The sequence below is a fragment of the Candidatus Zixiibacteriota bacterium genome (assembly GCA_034003725.1).
Classification (GTDB): domain Bacteria; phylum Zixibacteria; class MSB-5A5; order GN15; family FEB-12; genus WJMS01.
In genome coordinates this window covers 98382-119099 of sequence record JAVEYB010000001.1, presented here as the reverse complement: position 1 = coordinate 119099, position 20718 = coordinate 98382, and the positions used below count along the sequence as shown (strand labels likewise).

The following is a 20718-nucleotide window of genomic DNA, read 5'->3' as shown; positions in this document are numbered from 1 at the left end:
GACTGTACTCAGACGTGATATGCCGTGCGTAGCCCATACCTCAGCTCTCCGATTCCGTCCGCCTGCCAAACGTCACATACAGCGCGGGCAAGACCAGAAGCGTCAGCGCGGTCGATGTCAATATCCCGCCGACCACTACCGTCGCCAGCGGCCGCTGTACCTCGGCGCCGACACCGGTCGAAATCGCCATCGGAACAAACCCAAACGCCGCCACCAGCGCCGTCATAAACACCGGACGTAGGCGCGTAACCGCGCTTTCGCGCACCGCCGACACGATATCCATGCCGTCGGACCGATAACGTTTGATGGTCGATACCAGGACCAGTCCGTTGAGGACGGCAATCCCCGACAACGCGATAAACCCGACGCCTGCCGATATGGAGAACGGCATGCCGCGAAGAGCCAGTGTTACCACGCCGCCCAGCGCCGCCAGCGGTACCCCGGAGAAAATCAACAGCGCGTCGCGGGCCGACCGATAGGTCCAGTACAACAAGCCGAATATCAGCAGCAACGCAATCGGTACGACTATCGCCAGTCGAAGTCGTGCTCGTTCCAGATTCTCGAATTGCCCGCCGAGACGAATAAAGTAGTCCGTGGGCAGTTCGACTTCGTTGTGGAGCAGCTCCCGCAGCTCGTTGACGAACGATCCCATGTCGCGGTCGCGCACGTTGCACTGGATCACGATTCTGCGCTTGCTCCACTCGCGGGTGATGGTCCCCGGCCCCTCCTCGAGTGACGCGTTTGTCACTCGATCCAGTCCAACCAGGCTGCCGGTCGACGACCGCACGAGGATTCGGTCGATGTCTTCGGGGCCGTGGAGTCGTGTCGTATCGACCCGCACCGCCAGTTCGAATCGCCGCTGGCCCTCGAAGACGTCGCCGACCACGATGCCGCCGATACTTTCGACCGACGTCAGCACGTCGCGCGCGGTCAGTCCGAATCGCGCGAGACGCTCGCGGTCGACCGTGAGGCGAAGCTGCGGCTGGCCGGTCAACTGTTCGACCGACACGTCTGCCGCGCCATCGATCGTCTCCACCAGCGCGGCGATTTCCTCGGCTTTCTCCTCGAGGACCGCGAGGTCGTCGCCGAACAGCTTGATCCCGATATCGGACCGGATGCCGGCGATCATTTCATTGATCCGCATCTCGATCGGCTGCGTGAATATGCGATTCTGTCCCGGCAGATCGGCCAGTTCCGCGTCAATCGCCGCAACCAACTCCTCCTGCGTGCCGGCCTTTGTCCATTGACCGCGCGGGTGCAGCGCCATGAACATGTCCGACAACTCCAGACCCATCGGGTCGGTCGACAGCTCCGCCGTCCCGGTCCGCGTCCAGATGTGCGCTATCTCGTCGGGGAACGCCGCCAGTAGGTTCTGCTCGATTCGCGTGTTGTATGCCACGGACTCATCGAGAGAAATCCCGGCCAGCCGTACGAGGTTAACTACTATCGTTCCTTCGCTCAACCTCGGCACGAACTCGGACCCAAGGCGCGTGAACAGAATCACGCCGGCGCACAGCAGGACCAGCGCGACCAGCAGGACCGCTCGGGCTCGGCGAATGACGAAATCGACCGTCGGTCGGTATGCCCCTTTGAGCCATCCGATAACGACCGGTTCGCGCTCTTTCACACCCCGGTTCAACAGGGTGCCGATCAGGGCGGGGATGACGGTGAAGGACATGATGAGCGACCCGGTCAGTACAAACACGACCGTCATCGCCATCGGGCGAAACAATTTGCCCTCGACTCCCTGAAGGGTCAGGATCGGGAGATAGACGATGATGATAATCAGCTCGCCGAACAGGGTCGGTTTGCGAACCTCGAGGATAGCGTCGCGGATGATATCCATGCGCGACACGCTCGAAGACCCGTGTGCGAGTCGTCGTACGGAGTTCTCGACCTGGATCACCGCGTTATCCACGGCGAGGCCGAAGTCGATGGCGCCGAGACTCATCAGGCTGCCGGCGATGCCTGCCCGGGACATCAGGTCGAACGCGAACAACATCGAAAGCGGGATAGCGGACGCGACAATAAGGCCCGCGCGAAGGTTGCCCAGAAAGACGAACAGGACCGCGACCACGAGCAGCGCCCCAAACAGCAGATTGTGCTCCACCGTGCGAAGAACCTTGCCGACAAGTTCCGTCCGCTCGTAAACGGGAATCGCCCGGACCCCATCGGGAAGATTGGCGGCCGCCTCGTCCAGCCGCTGGGCCATGTCTTCGGTGACGCGCGCCGGGTTTCCACCGGTAATCATGAATCCGAGTCCCAGAACGGCTTCGCCTTTTCCGTCGTAGGTAGTAGCGCCCCGACGGATCTCGTGGCCGATTGCCACCTCGGCAATTTCCGCAACGGTCACCGGCACGGACTCGACCGTCGAAATGACGATATTCTCGATCTGCGCGATATTCTCGACATTGCCTATCCCGCGCACGATCGTCATCTCGCCGCCCCGCACGATTTGTCCGCCCGGAACGTTACCGAGGTCTTCCTCGATCGTTTCGATCACATCCGGAAGCGACAGATTGTACTGCGCCAGACGATCCGGATCGAATAGTATCAGGTACTGCTTGACGAATCCGCCCCAGCTGTTGACTTCAGCCACCCCCGGTACCGCCTGTAACTGCGGCTTGACCACCCAGTCCTGAACGGTGCGGGGATCGGTTAGGTCCGGTGTGTCGCCCACGACAACATAGTGGAAGACCTCGCCGAGTCCCGTCGAGACCGGCCCGAGCTGGGGCGACGGAATACCGTCGGGGAGATCGGCCGTCGGGAGCCGTTCGGACACCTGTTGCCGGGCGAGGTAGAGGTCCGTGTTGTCATCGAAGATGGCCGTGATTTGTGACAGCCCGTATTTCGTGACCGACCGTACCTCCTCAAGTCCCGACAACCCGGTCAGCGCCTGCTCCAGCGGATAAGTTACCAGCAGTTCAAGATCGTCCGGCGCCCATCCCGGCGCGGCAACGTTGACCTGCACCAGCACCGGCGTGGTGTCGGGGAAAGCGTCGAAGGGAAGCTGTAGCAGCGCGATTATCCCGACCACACAGAGCAGCCCCGCCAGCGCCAGGACGAGGTACCGGTAGCGCAGTGTAAACTCGACCAGTGATTTGAGCATGGTTGTCTCAGCCGACCGGTTCGAGCCCGCAGCAGCCCGCGCCGATACTGGTCTTTTTCAGTTCCGTCTTCAGCAGGAATGCGCCTTCGACAACCACTTCTTCGCCCGGACGGAGCCCGCCGCTGACCTGGTAGTACGGTCCTTCGGCGTCAATCAACTCCACCTTGCGGGGCCGGTAGCGATCGACCGCCTCGCGTACGAACACGACATTGCAGCAGCCCTCCCACTGCACCGCATCCTTCGGCACGAGCGCGACCGTGTTATCGAGTGTCCGGGTGATATGTGCCCGGCCGAACTCGCCTGCCCGAAGCTGGTTGTTCGGGTCGAGCACGCGCGCCCGGACCGTTCCCGTACGCGTGTGCGGGTCGAGAAACCGCGACGTCCAGATGATCTCCGCGCCGACCCGGTTCAGCCCGCGACCGTCGGAATCAAACGTCATCGTCTGTCCCACGGATACCTGTCGAAGCTGCTCTTCGGTGAGACGGGCCTCGATCCACATCGATGACGGATCCGCGATCAACGCGAAGGCGCGGCCCGCATCGTTCAACTCCCCTATCCGGGCTATTCGTTCGACGACCATGCCGGCGCCGCCCGCCCGAAGCGCGAACTGGTTGGACAACGTGCCGTGCTTGATGATCTCATCGATATCGTTTTCGTCGAGCCCGGCCGACAGCAACATGCCTCGGGCGCCGACCAGCGACGCACGGCTGCGTTGCGTTATGGCATCCTGTTGCTCGTAGTCGGCCGCGCTGATCAGGCCCACCTTGCGCAATTCGCGGTGTCGCTCGAGTTCCTTTTGCTGAACATCGTACTCCGCCTGCGCCGAAAGAAATGCGGCGCGCAATTCGGCGATCTCCGGTGACTGCAGGATTGCCAGGACGTCACCTTTTCGGACGACGTCCCCCGGTGACACCATCCAGCGCGATACCAGCGCCGGGACCGTCGTGGTAACCACGGTCGCCGCGGTTTCGTCGAACACCACCTCGGCCGGTGCATCAACCGCCCCCTCGAGCCGTGACTCGGAAACCGATCGAACCGAGATCCCGGTACGCTCGGCGGTCAGAGCCGATGCAAACTGGATCAGTGCGCCGTCGGTGGCACACGCGACGGCATTAGGACGAAAGTTCAACGTGACGTCAATCTCGTCTTCGACAGGATCGATCGCGCTCAGGGCAATGACCTCTTCCTGGGGAAACGTAATTCCCGGATTGCAGAGCCGGCAGTGCGACTCCGGCAGCCCGTGACCGGCGCACCAGTCACCGGTGGCTTTGAACTCCGCGATGAGCGCCGGATTGCATGCCGTACACTGCGATTCCGGGACCCGATGCTCGCGACACCAGTCAAGCGCGATGTTGGTTTCGCCTGTCGGCGCAGGCGCTTCATGGTGTTCGCCCGGTCCGTGGTGGTGGCCTTCGTGTCCGGCTTCGGCGCTCGCCTGTACACTCCCCGTCTGTTCGGTGTCGGATCCGCAACCGAGAAACGCGCCCAGCGCCAGGGCTATCAGCGAAATCAGTAAGATGAAAGTTCTCCGCAACATCTGTTCTCTCCACTTCAATAGTTTGGTGGACGCTCACAGGGGCGTCGGAATGATTCTGTTCAGTGGTTTCGGGCCGCAGAAGCCCGATCGGAAGATCAGACGAGCGGTCTTGGAGGGCGATCGATCCGGGCGGGATCGGGACTCGCGATGTCGATATCAGAGGTTGATGGCGTAAACGAAATCGAGAAGTGTATCAGTCGTGACTCCGGCGTAAACGCGGGCAGCATGTACAATCCGGGAAGGCAGTGCAGACAGTCTCCGCAGTCCCGGCAGTCGTCGTCGCAGTGGTTTTCACAATCGTCGGCACAGATGCCGGCCACGAGGTCGCCGCAGGCAAAAACGGCCAGCGCAGCCACAAGCCCGAGCGTGACCCAGTTCCGGATGGAGTGCAGATCGATTCTGTGAAAACCAGCAGTGCGCATACGACCTTTAAACCGCAGATGTGCTGAAAGGTTCAATCCCGAGTGGTGCTAATATACCATATCGGCCCACTTTATCAAGTCTTTTGGAGAATAGTCCGCAACGATCAGGCGGCCGTCAGGACGCCGTCTCGAGTTCCGCGCGAATTGCCGCCGCCTTCATCAACGGGAACCGGTATTTCATGTCGGTCTCGCGGAGCGCCCGTCGCCACGAGGCAAATAACTCGCTGGCGGGGTCGACCACCCACTGGCCGCCGTCGCCGGCGGATGAACCGCCGTCTCCTTCGAAACGACGGACATGCGGACAGGAGACGGCATCGGCGACCTCGGTGTGGCCGTCAACCCTGCAATAGGTCAGCCCCCGGCTGCAGAGACCGTCGCGAATGTAATCGGCAAAGCCTCCTTCGCCTTCGGATTCCCCCGGCGCCGAAGAGCCGGTGGAACAGGCATAAAGGGGCATCACAATATCACCTCGGCACTTTGTCGCAAGCAGGTCAAGCAATTCATCGGTAGCGGCCCGCTCAGACGCGTTTCGAATCGAGAACCCGAGCTGAACGCCGTTGCGATAGCCGTGGCACACGAAACTCACGACCCGCAACAGCGGACCGCTGTAGCCGTCGAGGATATCGAGCACCTGCCGGCGTCGCGCTTCCGCCGTATTCGCGTCCCCTTCCTGCGTGGAAGCGTTGAGACCGTTGTCGATAATGTGCAGGGTGAAGCGTGACGATCCGTGCAAGTCACAAAAGTCCTGGGCACGTCCACGGAAATGATCGGCGTCATGCGGGCTTTCCCGCTGTGAGGCGTCCCCATCCACAATCCGATTGCGATTGTACCTCGGTGCAAACAGGATACCGTAATCCACCGGACGAATGACTCCGACCGCCACCCGGGGAACGTAATACCGATCGCTCATACCGACTCCTCACGGTCTTCGTATCGACGGGCCAGCCGTGACACGGTCGCTTCGTCCGCTTCCCCCGTGATCGGCAGGCGCTCCTCTGCCTGGAACATGCGCAAAGCGCGCCGGGTCGGTTCGTCAAGACTGCCGCTTATCTCATCTATCCCGTACCCGAGACTTTTCAACCGCGCCTGCACGCCGGTCAGTTCCTCAATCGGGTCCAGATGTCCCAGGTCCAGCGTCCAGACCAGCTTTCGATCGGGCGCCTGAGCAGCGGAGTCCAGCCACAGGGTGAGGGTGGCGGAGGCAGCATCCGGGGCAATCTCGCAGCAGAGCCGCCCGTTCTCGGCCGTGGTTCCGCGCTGTACCTGACCATCCACGTCCAGTTCGTATTCCTTGTGCGCATACGGATTGCCGAAAGCGTCGGTGAGATTCAATTGCAGTGTCGTCGGCGGGGGAGAGGTCAATCGAAACGCGCCGGACTCGCCGGAACAGCCCTCAAACGCCGGCCCGACATCGTCCGGTATCTTCACGACATCACCCGGCTTCAGAATATGCGGATTGCGATGCTCGCGAAGGGCCGCGTTGTCCGGGTGCTCCCAGAGTTGCCGCCAGTCGCTGATACCGTAACGGTGCGCAATACTGCTCAGGCACTCGCCTTGTTGTACTTCGTGGTCCGGCATGGTTTTAGTGTGATCGGTCCAGCGATCTCTCCTCCGGCTTCTAATGAAACACTTTCCGACATTATTTGCCAGATCTCGTTTTCCCGATTAACAAAACCAGACGAATAAAGTCACTATATATATCAATAACCATTAATAAACAATAATATTCTTGACCAAATATGAATATAACCATAGATTGCAGAGAAGGGTGTTTGGCTTTAATCCCGAGGTGCCACATGAGTACGAAGCTGTTATCGCTGGAGTTTTTTCCCACGTTTTCCAACCGCGACGAGTTTCTGCAGCGCATTACCGGCGACGAGGCGGTATGGTCGCGCGTGGTCGGCCAATATGTCTTTTTGAGTCTGCTGACCTTCGTGTACGGCGCCGTCATGGGCGCCTACCACGGCGTCCTGCAGGCGGCCGCGGCCGGCGTAAAAATGGTGGTATTGTTTACGCTCATACAGGTCATTTGCTTCCCGGCGTTTTTCATCATTCAGTATATTCTCGGGTCACGGCTGAAGCTGGCGCAGATGGTTTCGATTATCCTGTCAGGGTTCGTACTGACGTCGGCTATTATGGTTTCATTCACGCCGATCGTCGTGTTCTTTCTGCTGACCGGCGGCAATTATTACTTCCTGCAATTCCTGCATATCGCGATCGTGGCGCTGTCCGGTATCTTCGGCATGAAGACTATTGTTGATGCTTTGCAGTACTCGTGTGAGAAGAAAAACATCTACCCGAAGATGGGCGTGGTGGTCTTTCGTTTCTGGGTGGTGATCATGGCCTTTGTTGGAATCCAGCTGGCCTGGAATCTTCGGCCGTTTCTCGGCGATCGGAACCAGCCGTTTGCGCTCTTTCGCGACTACGAAGGCAATTTCTATGCGGCGCTGATCTACTCCGCGAATCAACTGCTGGACAAAGGGGACACGGCATCACCCGCCGGCAATACCGCGACGCCCCACCAGGAGCGTTACCTCGACGATCGGGCCGTGGCTGACTCTCTTCGTGCTTTCTTCGAAAACCCCGATACCAAGGCAGGCGGCGGTGGAGACTGATATCATGACGCTCGAGGAGGTCGCCGCTTACCTCAAGGTGAAGCCTCAGACCCTCTATACGTGGGCGCAGGAGAAGAAGATCCCGGCGGCCAAACTGGGCAAGGAGTGGCGTTTCAAGAAATCGCTCATCGATGAGTGGTATCTCCAGCATATCGATCGGAAATTCGCCGAGGTCATCGAATCTGTCCGCGCAAAAACCCAGAACGACTCCGGCGCCGCGGACTAGGAAACTCGAATGGACGCCAAGCTGCGCAAACCTCGCTCACGTTTCTCGGTCGGGCTTATTCTGGCCGCCATCGGCTTTGTCTTTCTCCAGACCCCGCCGGTGAACGGCGTGCTGTCTCTTACGATCGCCCCGGCGCTCCTGTTGATCGGTTTTCTCGTGCTGATTCCGATGGGCCTGGCGCCGACCGTCCGCGTCGCCTCCGATCCGGATCACGCGGCCCGCGATCCACGATCTCCGGTCGCCGCCTATGTGTGCGGCGCGGCCGTGTTCGCAGTAACGCTGGTAACGTACTGCGCGACCATGTGGCCCGGACCGGGATGGTGGGATTCGAGCGCCTATATCACGTGCGCCTACACGCTCGGTGTCACCGGCCCTCCGGGTTCGTTTTTGCTCCAGTTGGCCGGTCACTTCTTCGGCTTTATCGGTGCGATAGAATCCCCCGCCGTACGCATCAACTTCATGATCGCCGTCGCTGCCGCAACGACGGTCACCGTGTCCTATTTCACGCTGTTGCACCTGTTTCGCCTGCTGCCGGTGCGACGCCGGTCGACCGCCGTGTCTGTTACCTCCGCGGTGATCGGTTCATTGATGATCGCGTTTTCCGTCAGCGTCTGGCAGCATGCCACCTTCACCAATCCCTATGCGTTGTCCCTGCTGATGGGAATTCTGCTGATCTACACGGCCGTCCGCTGGTGGGAGTCCGCCGACCGCGACGGCGGCGGCAATTACCTGTTGCTGGCGGCGTTTCTTTTCGGCCTCGACCTGAGCATCCACCGTTCGAATATACTGCTGGCGCCTGCGTTTGTAGCGCTCGTGCTGATTCGAAAACCCCGCGCGTTGGCCGACTGGCGTCTCTGGCTGGGCGCCGTACCGCTATGCGTCATCGGCGCCTCCCTTCAGCTGGGAGTGATGCTCCGCGCAACACTTTCTCCCGAGATCAATCTCGGCAATCCGGACACATTGCCCGGGCTGTGGTCGTATCTAACCCTGTCGCAGTACGGCATCAAGACATTTGGAAGCGATCTGCTCCAGCGCAAGGCCGAGCTGTGGGACTACCAAATCAACCACATGTACCTCCGGTATCTCGGCTGGAACTTCCTGGCGATCTCCTCGGACGGCGCCTCTGTTGCGTGGCGGCCGCCCTTTGGGCTTCCCGCACTGGCGGCCGCGACCGGACTGGTCTACCTGTGGGTGAAACACTGGAGAATCGCGTTGTGGACCATCATCGCGTTCCTCTGCGCCGCCGGGCTGGCAGTCTTTTATCTCAATGCGCCGGCCGGCTTCTTCCGTGAAATGGACCGCCATTTCCTGGTCTCGTTTGCAGTCGTTGGTCTCTGGGCGGCCTGCGGTGTATTTGCGGCGCTCAATCTCGTTCTCGGATGGTTCCGTCGCCGCCCCATACGCGCCCCGTTGCTGGCCGGACTTGTTTTGCTGGCGGTTCTGCCCGCTGGTCAACTAATAGGCAATATCCGACTGTGTGATATGAGAGGAAACCATGCGCCGATGTCATGGGGACGAAACGCGCTCGATACGTGCGAAGAGGAAGCCATCCTGTTTACGGCCGGCGACAACGACACGTTCCCCCTGTGGTATCTGCAGATCATCGAAGGCTACCGACGCGATATCACCGTGCTGAATATTCCGTTGCTCAACACCCCATGGTATCTGGAAACCGTGCGTCAATATCATCGTGATCTCCCGCTGTCCATTCCCGACTCTCTGACAGGGACACTGAGGCCTGTGGCGGCATCGCGGGACACGATTCGCATTGTCGATGCTGCGGACGACGGCGACACGGCCGTGTTTGTCCTGCAACCGTCATACGGCGATTACCTGCTGGTCGCAGACCAGGTGGTGCTCGATATCCTGAAAACCAACAGCTTCTGGCGACCCGTCTATTTCTCAATCGGATTCGGCGACCGCCTGCCGCTTGGTCTCAGCGACCTGTCCCGTCTGGATGGAATGGCCTGGCGGCTCGTCGTTACTGATACGGCGCGTTCGGGCACCAGCGTGCTTCAGCGGAACCTGCTCGGTACGTACCACTATGCCGGTTTTGAGTTGCGCGAGTCGATGGATCTGACTACCCGGCAGATGCTGCCGGTGATTCTGGGTCAGTTTGCGCACCTGGCCGACGAACTGCGACGCTCGAATCAGGACGCCGCGCTGGCGGATGTGACTGAACGGCGCCTCTCGCTGTGGCCGGAATTGACAGAGCCGCCGGCTGGGAACCCGCCTGATTCGGCCCGCTGATCCGGCAACACGGCTTGATAAGGCTCTCGACCAAACGTATTTTATGGACTCAAAACATCCATTTATGGAGGTCGGCACGTGAGCGAAACGATCCTGACTCGCCATCCCCAGGGTAAGGCCGGTGTCAATATACTGGCGCGACGGTATCACGCGGTTCGCGACGCCATCGTTGCGGAGTTGTCGTCGGTCCACGACATGGCGTACAAGGAACTCGCGGCACGTGTCTACGGGCGATTGAAAGGGACGTTCGACGGCAACGTGCCGTGGTACGTGGTCACCGTGAAGCTCGATCTCGAAGCCCGCGGCGTGATCGAGCGCCTCGATGGTATTTCGCCGCAGCGCCTGCGACTGAAAAAGAGGTTGGGCGGACCCGACTCCGAGCCAGCCGCCTACAAGCGTGTTGTCAAGCGGGGTCGCCTGACAACACAGCACTGACAACCTGCCTGACATCACGGCACCAGAATACCTATTTTTCTCGCGCCAGTACCGTTTCCTCCCAGGCGTCGGCGATGGTGGCGTACTTTGTAACGAACGCCTGAATCTCTCCCGTTGACGCTGTGATGATCAGGTTATCTTTTTCGACTTCATGTTTCAGAGCACCCGGGTTCTCCTTCAGCAGTTTCTCGACGAACTGCATGTTGAGCGTTCTCAGCACAAGGTCCGGTTCGATCGTCTCCACCAGTGCGAACGTGTGGAGCGGCATGAGAAGGGTGCCGAGATACTCGTCCACTTTGGCGTCGGACGGCTCCGGGTAGAGGTCCATCAGCAGTAGTTCTCCGACCCTGGCCAAATGCACCTCATAGTGCGTGGATTTCTCGCCGTTTTCCGTGACCGTCAGCACGTATGAGCGATCGTCTCGTTGTGCGAAGTTCCACGTTCCGTCGCCGGGAGCGAACGACCCCACCAGCGCCGGCTCGAAGACCAGCTCAGCATCCGAGTAAACGGGGTGAATCAACGGAATGCAACCGGCTGCATACAGGCTGCCGGCCGCGATCAACATCAGGAATGTCCTCTTCATGGATTTTTCCTCCAGCAAGAGAATGTTCAGTCAAATACGGTCTGCCGCATAAGATCGGGGTCTGTCGGGAAAGGGGCAGCAGACACGCGACTTATGAATCCATGATCCTTGGTACACCCAGACCGTTCGTTCGGCTCCAATGAAAGCATCGGCAAAGCCTCCGGTTGCTCCATCCGCCTGAATTGTATATAATTAGCCCCTGAAAGCCGGTCCGCCCCGTTAAGGTTTATCGGGCGGGGCCGATAATAGTAACCATGGATCAAGACTTCCTGATTCAGGAACACACACAGGCGGAAACGCAGCGCCAGGCGCGCCAGTTTCTCAACCGCCGCGAGCGTAAACCGCTCTGGCGCGAGTACCTCGAGACCGCTATTGTCGCGCTGGTCTGCGCCATCCTGCTGCGCATATTCGTTGTATCCGCCTACCGTGTTAACTCCGCGTCGATGGAAGACACCCTGTTTGAAGGCGACTACATCTTCGTCAACAAACTGGCGTACGAGTTCGGCACCGACCCGCAGGTCGGCGACATCATCGTCTTCCGCTATCCCAATAACCCGAACAAGCAATACATCAAGCGTATCGCTGCCGGTTCGGGAGAGATTGTGGAAGTGGCGGACAAGGTCGTTTACGTCAACGACCAGGTGGCCGAAATTCCCGCGAACTCAAAGCACATCGATCAGCGGATAATCCCCGGCGATTTGTCCTTCCGGGACAATTTCGCGCCGTACGTGGTCGCGCCCGGCGAATATTTCGTGCTCGGCGACAACCGCGACGACAGCCGGGACAGCCGATTCTGGGGCGGCGTGCCCAGAGAGAATATCATCGGCAAGGCGGTCTTCGTGTACTGGTCGTGGCAGCCTGATCCGAACCCCCCCGGATGGGGATTCCCGTACATTATCGATGCCTTCCAGTGGATCGGTCATGGCGTGTGGAACTTCCCGACTCACGTCCGATGGGGGCGTATCGGCAGACCGCTGTAAGCATGCCCTTTTCGGTTTACCTCCACTTTCCGTTCTGTCGCAACAAGTGCTCGTATTGCGATTTCTACAAAGAGTTGTACGACCCGGTCGAAGAGAAACGCTTTTACGACGCCCTGCTGGTGGAAACACGCCGCCGAGGGGAAACGTGGTCCTCCGACGATCGCATCGTCACCAGCATATTCGTGGGCGGCGGCACGCCCTCGCTGACGCGAATTGAGTTCCTGACCGCGTGGCTCGACGAACTCAAGCGGCAGTTCACCGTGCTCGAAGGGTTGGAATTCTCGATAGAGAACAACCCGGAGTCGGTGACGGTAGACCTGCTCAAGTCGTACCGGTCCCTCGGAATCAACCGGCCCACCTACGGCATTCAGTCGTTCGATCAGAAACTCCTCAAGCTTCTCGATCGAAAGCATCATGTCGAGGACAGCCACCGGGCGGTCTACCTGACCAACGCTCTTCGGTTCGCCACCTTCGGAACCGACCTGATCTTCGCGCTGCCCCGCCAAACGACCCGCATGCTCTCGTCCGATCTCGACCAGCTCATTGAGCTCGACCCGCCGCATGTTTCGTTCTACCAGTTGACCGTGGAACCGGGCACGCCGCTGGCCCGCAAGGTGGAGAAGGGGAGAGTGAAACCGATCGACGAGGAACTGGCCCTCGCCATGTATCGGGGCGGCTCCGAACGACTGGCGGACGCCGGTTACGTTCGATACGAAGTATCGTCCTTCGCGAAGCCGGGCCACGAGTGCCGACACAACATCAGCTACTGGGAAGGTCAGGATTACCTCGGCCTGGGACCGTCGGCCCATTCATTCGTCCGGGGACGTCGGTTCGCGAACGTGTCCAGTGTCGCGCGCTATGTCCGAACGATTCAGGCCGGCGACTACCCGGTCGAGATCGATGAATCCGGTGTCGAGCAGCGCATGATCGAGGCCATCATGCTCGGTCTCCGCATGACGAAAGGAATCGACCGGCGGCAGTTTGCCGAGCGGTTCGGACGGAATGTCGAAGACCAGCTCGATCGTCGGCAGTATGAGGTGCTGGTGGAGTCGGGTCACGTTATTCCGGACCGGGGAAGGATTCGCTTGTCGGAAAACGGCTTTTATCTCGCGGACGAAATTACGCGGCGGCTGCTGAAGTAGCGTCCCCGTTTTTCTCGTTTGTGATTGGACAACCGCCCTCTTTTCGCCTATCCTAGCCACATGGACTTCTTCGATCAAACTGATAACAACGCCCACCGCTCGGCGGCCGATCTCAAACCCCTCGCCGATCGCATGCGACCGCGAACCTTTGACGAGTTTGTCGGTCAGGAAAAAATCGTCGGCGACGGCACCCCGCTTCGAAAAGCGGTCGAGGCCGACCGTGTCGGTTCGCTGATCTTCTGGGGGCCGCCCGGCTCCGGAAAAACCACCCTTGCCGAAATCATCGCCCGCTCCACTCGCGGGCAGTTCGTTCCGTTCTCGGCGGTTACCTCGGGCATCAAGGAAGTCAAAGAAGTCCTGACCAAGGCCGTCAACTATTACCAGATGTCGGGCCGCAGAACGTACGTCTTCATCGATGAAATTCACCGTTTCAACAAGGCCCAGCAGGACGCCTTCCTGCCGTACGTGGAAAAAGGCGAGGTCGTGCTTATCGGCGCGACCACGGAAAACCCGTCGTTTGAGGTCAACTCGGCCCTCTTGTCCCGAATGCGCGTGCTGGTGCTTGAACGCCTTTCCGTCCAGAATATGATGGAAGTCCTCCGGCGCGCCCTCACCGATAGCGAACGCGGGCTGGGCGCCCGCAGCCACGCAATCTCGGATGAGGCGATGGAGTTCCTGGCGTCGGCGGCCGATGGCGATGCCCGTCGCGGCCTCACGCTTCTCGAACAGGCATCGGAATTTGTCGGTAACGGCAACGAACTGACTCTCGACGCCCTCCGGAAAGTGCATCAGAAATCAGCGCTCGTGTATGACAAGACGGGCGAAGAACACTACAACATCATCTCGGCCCTTCACAAGACGATCCGTGGCGGCGACCCCGATGCCGCCCTGTATTGGCTCGCGCGGATGCTCGCGGCCGGGGAAGACCCTCGGTATGTCATTCGCCGGCTCGTGCGCTTCGCCTCCGAAGATGTCGGTATGGCTGATCCCTACGCCCTCACGTTCGCCCTCAATGTCCGTGAAACGTACCATTTCCTCGGCTCTCCCGAGGGCGAGCTGGCCATCGCGCAACTGGTCATTTACCTGGCGTGCGCGCCCAAGTCCAACTCTGTCTATCTGGCCTTTGGCAAGGCGATGGCCGACGCCGAACAGAGCGGTTCACTGCCCGTGCCGCTGACTATCCGCAACGCGCCCACCGCCCTCATGAAAGGTCTCGGCTACGGCAAAGACTACAAGTACGCCCACGAGTTTGAGGACGCCATTACCGATCAGGAATACTTTCCGGAAGGTCTCGAAGGCAGCCGGTACTACTTCCCCAAGGAGGCTGGCCGGGAACAGAAGATTTCGGACTACCTCCGGACATATCTCGAACGCCGGCGTCAACTGATGGCCAGGCCGGGACAGCCCGACAGGCCGAAAAAAGGAAGCGGCCACTGATTGCGAACCTTCGCCCCAATCCCGCGTTTAAAGAGCGATGAACACGAAACCCAAGAAGCATACGGCGATCCTTGCGTTCGTCCTCGCCCTGCTGGTGGCCGGCGGTGTTGATGCAACCTCTGTTCTCATTCCGATGGATGACTCCCAAACCGACCATCTCAAAGCCTACGGCGTGACGTTCAAGGCGCTTGAACTTCACGAACACGCACAGTGGCTGCTTAACTACCGAAGCGGTTCATTTCTTATCGATTATTCGCCCGAAGTCGTCAACCTCTGTCTGCTTGCCGGCGTCCGCTACGAAGAAATCAGTTCGGGTCAGGTCGCGGACATTTTCCGCCAGATCGAGGTCGAGAACATGGAACGAGTGGAACTCGAAAAAGCCCCCAGTGTCGCGGTCTACCAGCCGCCGGGGCATGAACCGTGGGACGACGCCGTCCGGCTGGCGCTTGAATACGCCGAAATCCCGTACGAACTGGTGTACGATGAGGACGTCCTGAACGGCGCCCTTGAAGATTACGACTGGCTCCACGTGCACCATGAAGACTTCACCGGGCAATACGGGAAATTCTACGGGGCGTTCGCCAACGCGCTCTGGTATCAGGCGCAAGTCAAAATGAACGAAGACAAGGCGCGCGAGCTCGGTTACAACAAGGTCTCGGACATGAAACGCGACGTCGTGCTCGTCATGAAGGACTACATCCGGCGGGGTGGCTTTTTGTTTTCCATGTGTTCGGCCCCGGAAACCATGGATATCGCCCTGGCGGCCCAGGGAGTGGATATCGTGCCCCGCGAGTTCGATGGCGACCCTGTAGACCCCGGAGCGCAGGAAAAACTGGACTTCGAGCAATGTCTCGCGTTCGAAAACTTCCACCTGATCACGAACCCGCTGGTCTACCGCCGTTCCGATATAGACACCTACCCCGATCGCATGGTCCGCTTCTTCAGCCCGACCGAAGACTACTTCTTCCTGTTCGAATTCTCGGCGAAGCTTGATCCCGTGCCGACGATGCTGGTGCAGGATCACGTATCTACCGTCAACGGTTTCATGGGTCAGGTGACGGGGTTTCGCAAATCACTGCTCAAGCAGCACGTGGTCGTTCTGGGACAACCCGATAATTATGACGAAGTGCGTTACATTCATGGCGGGTTCGGCCGGGGGACCTTCACGTTCCTTGCCGGTCACGACCCCGAGGACTACCAGCACATGGTGAATGATCCGCCCACCGACCTTGCACTGTACAGAAACTCGCCCGGATACCGGTTGATTCTGAACAACGTGCTGTTTCCCGCCGCCAAGCGCAAAGAACGCAAAACGTGATTCTCCCGCCGCAGCTTTCCGTCGCCCCGTCGGCGATCGCCAGAAAGGTTGTGGTTGATTTCCGCACACGATCGTCTCTTATAGCACTATGACCAACACGTCCGACAAGACCTTCCTCGGGATCGACTACGGAGAACGGCGTATCGGGATCGCCAAGAGCGACCCCACCGGCCTCATCGCCTCGGCCCTGACCACGCTTGTCGTGCGGTCGCGGCAGCATGCGGTCGACGAACTTCTCAGACTCATTGCGGAGTACGAGCCCGCCGGACTCGTCGTTGGCTACCCGCTTCTGCCGAGCGGCGACAAAAGCAAAAAGTGCGAGCAAATCGACCGCTTTCTTTTGCTCCTGCAGAAGTCGTTTACCGGACCGATTTACCGGGAAGACGAGCGGTACTCCTCGACCGAAGCCGCCGACATTATTCATGCCCACGGCAAACGAACGGGCAAAGACAAAAAACGAATCGACCGCCTCGCGGCCGTGATTATCCTCCAGCGTTTCCTTGACGAGAATCGGACCTGATCGACTATGCGTACCCGGTATATCATTTTCGCTGCCGTTTCGGTGCTGGTACTGCTTGCCGGTTATTGCCTTTTCGTATACCTGTCGCCGGTCGATATTGGTGACCGGACAGTCTCAGTGATAATCGCTCCGGGCGACGGTTTCTCGGCAATCGCGACCAGGCTCGCCGATGAAGAGGTCGTTCGCTCCCGATACGCCCTGACGATCCCGGCCCGATGGCGCAACATCGACAAAAACCTCGTACCCGGTCGCTACGATTTCACCGGGAGCAATTCCGCCAGATCGATTCTCGACCGCTTTGAGGCCGGCGACTTCCTGATACTCAGGTTCACGGTGTATGAAGGCGCTCCGATCTGGAAAGTGGCCTCGATTCTGGCCGAGAAACTCGAGTCCGACTCTGCCCGCATAGTCGAACTGGCGCAGGATACGGCCTTCTGTAACCGACTCGGGGTTCCCTCCCTCGAAGGCTACCTCTTTCCGGAGACCTATTTCGTGCCGTGGGGAACGCCCGTTGAAGACGTGCTGGCGCAGATGGTCGCCATGTTCAGGGCAAAGACCGAAGGTATTTGGCCGGACTCCATCCCCAACGGGCTGTCAAGGGAACAGGCGGTCGTGCTGGCGTCAATTGTCGAGGCCGAGGCCTTTCTGGGTGAGGAAATGCCGACCATCGCTTCGGTCTATCACAACCGGCTTGAACGGAAGATGCGCCTCGACGCCGATCCGACTGTCATCTACGGACTCGGCGGGCTGGATCGCCCCTTGTACCGCCGGGATCTTCGCACCGACACGCCGTACAACACCTATCGACGCAAGGGTCTGCCGCCGACCCCGATCAATTCGCCGGGGCTCGATGCCATCAAAGCGGCGCTGTATCCGGAATCCACCGAATACCTGTTCTTTGTCGCCGACGGTTCCGGCGGTCACCGTTTCTCACGGACAAACGCCGAACACAACAGGGCGAGATACGAGATACGCCAATCGGGGCAGAGTGCTCCGGCGGGGCAGTAACGAGATATTACGTCTAAATGGTGACCGTCTGTCTGATGCGTTCGGCCAGGTGTGCCGCCGCCCGATCAACCGCGCCCTCTTCAAAGGTGACAAATGTCGAGGGGCTGTCCGACGAAAATCCTAAGATCCCCACGACGTGCCCGTCGCAGGTGAGCGGCAGAATGGCGTAGGAACGACACTCATCGTCCAGCAGCAGGTTCCGCTCAAATGAGTTGCCGCTGAACAGGTCGCAATACGATTCAGTGAATATGGTCCGGTGGTCGGCTACCTTGAGGAAAAGCGACGAGTGGCCGGGCAGTCGCAGGGAAAGGTTCTTCCGTGTGCGGCCGCCGTTAAACGACGCAACCGCACAGAATCGGCTGCTCGCTTTCTCTTTAACGATGAGCACCGCCTTGCGAATGTCGTATCGCTCCTGCAGCACCCGCGTCAGGCGGAAAAACTCCTCTGCGGGGTCGAGCGCCGCGGTCGGATCACCGTCGTGGCTTGTCCGCACGGGTTCGCACCCGGGCTCCGACCGGGGGGTGTCATATGATTCGTCCCACGCCGCCATCCGATCGTCCTCTCAGCGAAGATCGCTTTCCCGCCTAAGATCGTACCGTCGTATTTTTCTCCAGAGGGTGGTTCGTCCGATACCGAGATCGGCCGCGGTACGTGAATAGTTCCAGTCGTTGGCGTCCAGGGCCTTGATAATCAAAGTCCGTTGCGTGTTGTCGAGCAGCCCGCCTTTGATGGTCAGCGTGACCCGCGACGGTCCGCTGTCGGTTGGCGCGCCGGCCGGTTCCCCGAGGAAGACGATATCGCCCCACTCGATACACCTGTTCTGACACAGAGCGATGGCCCGGCGCAGGGTGTTCTCGAGTTCCCGGACATTGCCCGGCCAGGAGTGCGCCGCAAGCATCGTCAGGGCCTCACGACTGATTCCCACCTGCGTCTGCCCGCGACCGGCAGTCAGCCGATGGAGCATGTAATCGGTTAGTACCTCAATATCCTCGGAGCGTCCCTTGAGTGGCGGCAGGTCGATCGATATCACGCTGAGCGCCTGCAGCACGTCGGCCCGAAATGAACCGTCTGCGACACGATCCCGCAGATCGTGGCTGCTGCCGGCCAGCATGCGAACGTCGAGACGCATCGGTCGGGCCTGCACCGAGCTGACTATTTGGTGGTCCTGCAGGAAGCCGCTCAGGCGTTCCTGTGCCTCCATCGACATTGCCCCGATGTCGTCGAGATAGATCGTGCCCCCGTCGGCGCGTTCCAGCAGACCCGGCCGAACAGACCGGCGTCCGGCCGTCGTGCCGCCGAACAGCAGTTCGGAGTGCTGGTCGGGCGGGACCGTTTCGAAATCGACCGTCACCAACGGTCCCCGGCGTCGCAGGGAGTGATGATGAATGATGGTTGCGAGGTGGCGCTTTCCGCTGCCCGGCCGCCCCGTCAGCAGGACCGCGATATCGGTCGGCGCGAGGCGCTGTGCGGTCTCGCGAACCCGCACGATACCTTCCGACACGCCGATGAAGTTGTCAAAGCCGTAACTCATCGCCGCCGATTCGCGCAGCGCCGTGAGCTCCGTACGCATGCGGGCGGTTTCACCCGCCCGCTGCACGGTCCAGCACACGTGCTGCGGTGTATCGTCACGCGAGAGCGCCGCAAAGACGGCGGGGTGTGACAACAGCGTAAGATCAGATGACACCCCCGCGCCGATGAAGACGATCTGCGCGCCGGGCCATTGGCTTCGCACACTCTCAAGTGCCGCGGAACAGGGTGCCGGGGCGTCCCCGGCATCCTGAATCACGACCTGCGGCGTCACGCCGCGGGTTTCTTCCGTCCCCGTGGTCTCAGAATCTTTCAGTACCCTGCAGCCGGCGGATCGCAATTGAGTCGCTAATGACTCCGCCAAATTCGGGTTCTCAGTTCGAATGACGACCGCAATTGGTTCGCGATGCTCTGTCATGGTAGATCATCTTCCGCTGTCGCCGGGGTTCCAAGTACCAGACGGGTGAGATGTTCGATCCCGTCCCGCACGAGAATCGCCTGGCTGTCAATGCGATCGAGGAGAGCAGCCGCCACCGTGTTGCCGGCGGCCGCGACGTACGACTTGAGTTCCGACACGCTGACCGCCAGATCGTCCAGCGCCGAATGCAACTCATCAGCCAGCGGCCCGGTCGCTTGAGTTGCCGCGCTGTCGGTGTCGCCGGGCGACGATGGCGCCCCCACCAGCGACAGCGCCAGTCCCGCCACCGTTACCTGCCTGATCATCAATCGCGGCCCGGAACTGCACAGCGGCAGCAGCCCGGCAATATCGTCGAATGAAGCGCCGATTATCGGTGAATCCGTCCACTCGGCCAGTTGGCAGGCCGGCGAATTTGCGTGAAGTATGGTGCCCGTCGTCTGATCGACGACGATGAGCGGCTCGTCGCTGTTCCCGGCAGCCCGTATTACGTCGCAGGCTCGTTCAAACTCGATGCGACAGGCGCGAAATGCCGATACCACATCCGAGAACTGCCCCTGCCGCGCGGCTGCTTCCCGACGGTTTTCCGGACTCAGGATCCCCAGCACGAGCGGTACCTCTTCACCCGGATTCAGCACCGCAGTCATGACCGTGTACCACGTTTCCGGATCGTTCTCCCTCGGCTGGTAGCGGTGCGATACGACGGCTTCGCCGCAAATCGTAACGGCGGTTTCGATCAGCTCGTAGTCAAACAGCGGCAGGTCCGCCGGATGTACCCAGCGGCTGCCGTTGATCAGAAAGACAATCGCGTTGGCGCCCCCGACTCGGTCCAGGTACTCCCGATCGCTGTCGATCAGAGAGCCCCGGAGGGTCAGGCCCAGGACGGCAGCGGTCAGGCCCGCCAGCGGCGTTCTGTCAGTGTTTGACTCTCGCAGCAGATCATCTCGAAGCCTCGAAGGCACCGGCCGAGCGAATGTGTCGCTCACGTGGCTGCTGATTCGACGGGGAACCGTGACTATGCTCATTGTGTAACCTGTTTCATTTTGAGACACCTGTTGTAGAGATCGGCTAATTGATGATCCGACTTTAGCTTCAATCGGTTGACACCGAGCCGGTGGGTGCGATGTATGGGAATGGGTCCGCAGTGCGCGGGAGTGTTACCGTCCCGTTTTTGTCTTGACTGCCGACAACAGC

General features: G+C 60.0%; 19 protein-coding genes. 10 read left to right on the top strand and 9 right to left on the bottom strand.

Annotation, left to right across the window (positions count from 1 at the left end):
- Positions 1-40: 40 nt before the first annotated feature.
- The 5 genes from RBT76_00540 to RBT76_00520 all read right to left on the bottom strand — a co-directional run bounded on the left by RBT76_00540 (position 41) and on the right by RBT76_00520 (position 6646).
- Positions 41-3109, bottom strand: coding sequence for a CusA/CzcA family heavy metal efflux RND transporter (locus tag RBT76_00540; GenBank protein ID MDX9856259.1), 3069 nt, complete (start codon positions 3107-3109; stop codon positions 41-43).
- A gap of 7 nt (positions 3110-3116) precedes the next feature.
- Entirely contained in the window at positions 3117-4646 is a 1530-nt protein-coding gene (locus RBT76_00535; GenBank protein ID MDX9856258.1) for an efflux RND transporter periplasmic adaptor subunit, read from the bottom strand.
- Between the two features lie 95 nt (positions 4647-4741).
- Positions 4742-5068, bottom strand: a complete 327-nt coding sequence (locus tag RBT76_00530) for a hypothetical protein (protein ID MDX9856257.1) — start codon at positions 5066-5068, stop codon at positions 4742-4744.
- A gap of 115 nt (positions 5069-5183) precedes the next feature.
- Positions 5184-5978, bottom strand: a complete 795-nt coding sequence (locus RBT76_00525) for a hypothetical protein (GenBank protein MDX9856256.1) — start codon at positions 5976-5978, stop codon at positions 5184-5186.
- Complete coding sequence (locus RBT76_00520) at positions 5975-6646, bottom strand: peptidoglycan-binding protein (protein ID MDX9856255.1); 672 nt, start codon at positions 6644-6646, stop codon at positions 5975-5977. The genes RBT76_00525 and RBT76_00520 overlap by 4 nt, the downstream gene beginning before the upstream one ends.
- A 218-nt stretch (positions 6647-6864) precedes the next feature.
- On the opposite strand from RBT76_00520, the gene RBT76_00515 reads away from it, so the two are divergent.
- The 4 genes from RBT76_00515 to RBT76_00500 all read left to right on the top strand — a co-directional run bounded on the left by RBT76_00515 (position 6865) and on the right by RBT76_00500 (position 10594).
- Positions 6865-7683: a hypothetical protein gene (locus tag RBT76_00515; GenBank protein MDX9856254.1), complete on the top strand. Its 819-nt coding sequence runs from the start codon at positions 6865-6867 to the stop codon at positions 7681-7683.
- Between the two features lie 4 nt (positions 7684-7687).
- Positions 7688-7909, top strand: coding sequence for a helix-turn-helix domain-containing protein (locus RBT76_00510; GenBank protein ID MDX9856253.1), 222 nt, complete (start codon positions 7688-7690; stop codon positions 7907-7909).
- Positions 7910-7918: 9 nt separating this feature from the next.
- A complete protein-coding gene (locus tag RBT76_00505; protein MDX9856252.1) occupies positions 7919-10159 on the top strand; it encodes a DUF2723 domain-containing protein in 2241 nt (746 codons plus the stop codon).
- 78 nt (positions 10160-10237) lie between these two features.
- Positions 10238-10594 (top strand): hypothetical protein, encoded by a 357-nt coding sequence (locus RBT76_00500; protein MDX9856251.1) that lies wholly within the window; start codon positions 10238-10240, stop codon positions 10592-10594.
- Between the two features lie 31 nt (positions 10595-10625).
- Here RBT76_00500 and RBT76_00495 read toward each other — a convergent pair whose 3' ends face one another.
- Positions 10626-11177, bottom strand: coding sequence for a hypothetical protein (locus RBT76_00495; protein ID MDX9856250.1), 552 nt, complete (start codon positions 11175-11177; stop codon positions 10626-10628).
- Positions 11178-11431: 254 nt separating this feature from the next.
- Here RBT76_00495 and lepB point away from each other — a divergent pair, with 254 nt between their 5' ends.
- The 6 genes from lepB (at position 11432) to mltG (ending at position 17582) form a co-directional block, all read left to right on the top strand.
- On the top strand, positions 11432-12157 hold the full coding sequence (gene lepB / locus RBT76_00490; GenBank protein ID MDX9856249.1) for a signal peptidase I: 726 nt from the start codon (positions 11432-11434) through the stop codon (positions 12155-12157).
- 2 nt (positions 12158-12159) lie between these two features.
- Complete coding sequence (gene hemW / locus RBT76_00485; GenBank protein ID MDX9856248.1) at positions 12160-13299, top strand: radical SAM family heme chaperone HemW; 1140 nt, start codon at positions 12160-12162, stop codon at positions 13297-13299.
- Positions 13300-13359: 60 nt separating this feature from the next.
- On the top strand, positions 13360-14736 hold the full coding sequence (locus RBT76_00480) for a replication-associated recombination protein A (protein MDX9856247.1): 1377 nt from the start codon (positions 13360-13362) through the stop codon (positions 14734-14736).
- 37 nt (positions 14737-14773) lie between these two features.
- The gene (locus RBT76_00475) at positions 14774-16054 is read left to right on the top strand and encodes an asparagine synthetase B (protein MDX9856246.1); all 1281 of its coding nucleotides are present in this window, start codon (positions 14774-14776) and stop codon (positions 16052-16054) included.
- An 88-nt stretch (positions 16055-16142) separates the two neighbouring features.
- Positions 16143-16574 carry a Holliday junction resolvase RuvX gene (gene ruvX / locus RBT76_00470; protein MDX9856245.1) on the top strand — a complete coding sequence of 144 codons (432 nt, stop codon included), beginning with the start codon at positions 16143-16145 and terminating at the stop codon, positions 16572-16574.
- A 6-nt stretch (positions 16575-16580) separates the two neighbouring features.
- Entirely contained in the window at positions 16581-17582 is a 1002-nt protein-coding gene (gene mltG, locus RBT76_00465; protein ID MDX9856244.1) for an endolytic transglycosylase MltG, read from the top strand.
- 13 nt (positions 17583-17595) lie between these two features.
- On the opposite strand, the gene RBT76_00460 is transcribed toward mltG, so the two are convergent.
- The 3 genes from RBT76_00460 to RBT76_00450 all read right to left on the bottom strand — a co-directional run bounded on the left by RBT76_00460 (position 17596) and on the right by RBT76_00450 (position 20549).
- Positions 17596-18075 carry a hypothetical protein gene (locus tag RBT76_00460; GenBank protein ID MDX9856243.1) on the bottom strand — a complete coding sequence of 160 codons (480 nt, stop codon included), beginning with the start codon at positions 18073-18075 and terminating at the stop codon, positions 17596-17598.
- A gap of 69 nt (positions 18076-18144) precedes the next feature.
- Entirely contained in the window at positions 18145-19527 is a 1383-nt protein-coding gene (locus RBT76_00455) for a sigma 54-interacting transcriptional regulator (GenBank protein MDX9856242.1), read from the bottom strand.
- Complete coding sequence (locus tag RBT76_00450; protein MDX9856241.1) at positions 19524-20549, bottom strand: PAS domain-containing protein; 1026 nt, start codon at positions 20547-20549, stop codon at positions 19524-19526. The genes RBT76_00455 and RBT76_00450 overlap by 4 nt, the downstream gene beginning before the upstream one ends.
- Positions 20550-20718: the final 169 nt, after the last annotated feature.

Coding starts and splice junctions, on each gene's coding strand:
- RBT76_00505 (MDX9856252.1), top strand. CDS start 7,919: ATGGACGCCAAGCTGCGCAAACCTCGCTCACGTTTCTCGGTCGGGCTT.
- RBT76_00450 (MDX9856241.1), bottom strand. CDS start 20,549: ATGAGCATAGTCACGGTTCCCCGTCGAATCAGCAGCCACGTGAGCGAC.
- RBT76_00535 (MDX9856258.1), bottom strand. CDS start 4,646: ATGTTGCGGAGAACTTTCATCTTACTGATTTCGCTGATAGCCCTGGCG.
- RBT76_00525 (MDX9856256.1), bottom strand. CDS start 5,978: ATGAGCGATCGGTATTACGTTCCCCGGGTGGCGGTCGGAGTCATTCGT.
- hemW (MDX9856248.1), top strand. CDS start 12,160: ATGCCCTTTTCGGTTTACCTCCACTTTCCGTTCTGTCGCAACAAGTGC.
- RBT76_00540 (MDX9856259.1), bottom strand. CDS start 3,109: ATGCTCAAATCACTGGTCGAGTTTACACTGCGCTACCGGTACCTCGTC.
- RBT76_00515 (MDX9856254.1), top strand. CDS start 6,865: ATGAGTACGAAGCTGTTATCGCTGGAGTTTTTTCCCACGTTTTCCAAC.
- ruvX (MDX9856245.1), top strand. CDS start 16,143: ATGACCAACACGTCCGACAAGACCTTCCTCGGGATCGACTACGGAGAA.
- mltG (MDX9856244.1), top strand. CDS start 16,581: ATGCGTACCCGGTATATCATTTTCGCTGCCGTTTCGGTGCTGGTACTG.
- RBT76_00530 (MDX9856257.1), bottom strand. CDS start 5,068: ATGCGCACTGCTGGTTTTCACAGAATCGATCTGCACTCCATCCGGAAC.
- lepB (MDX9856249.1), top strand. CDS start 11,432: ATGGATCAAGACTTCCTGATTCAGGAACACACACAGGCGGAAACGCAG.
- RBT76_00475 (MDX9856246.1), top strand. CDS start 14,774: ATGAACACGAAACCCAAGAAGCATACGGCGATCCTTGCGTTCGTCCTC.
- RBT76_00520 (MDX9856255.1), bottom strand. CDS start 6,646: ATGCCGGACCACGAAGTACAACAAGGCGAGTGCCTGAGCAGTATTGCG.
- RBT76_00495 (MDX9856250.1), bottom strand. CDS start 11,177: ATGAAGAGGACATTCCTGATGTTGATCGCGGCCGGCAGCCTGTATGCA.
- RBT76_00480 (MDX9856247.1), top strand. CDS start 13,360: ATGGACTTCTTCGATCAAACTGATAACAACGCCCACCGCTCGGCGGCC.
- RBT76_00510 (MDX9856253.1), top strand. CDS start 7,688: ATGACGCTCGAGGAGGTCGCCGCTTACCTCAAGGTGAAGCCTCAGACC.
- RBT76_00455 (MDX9856242.1), bottom strand. CDS start 19,527: ATGACAGAGCATCGCGAACCAATTGCGGTCGTCATTCGAACTGAGAAC.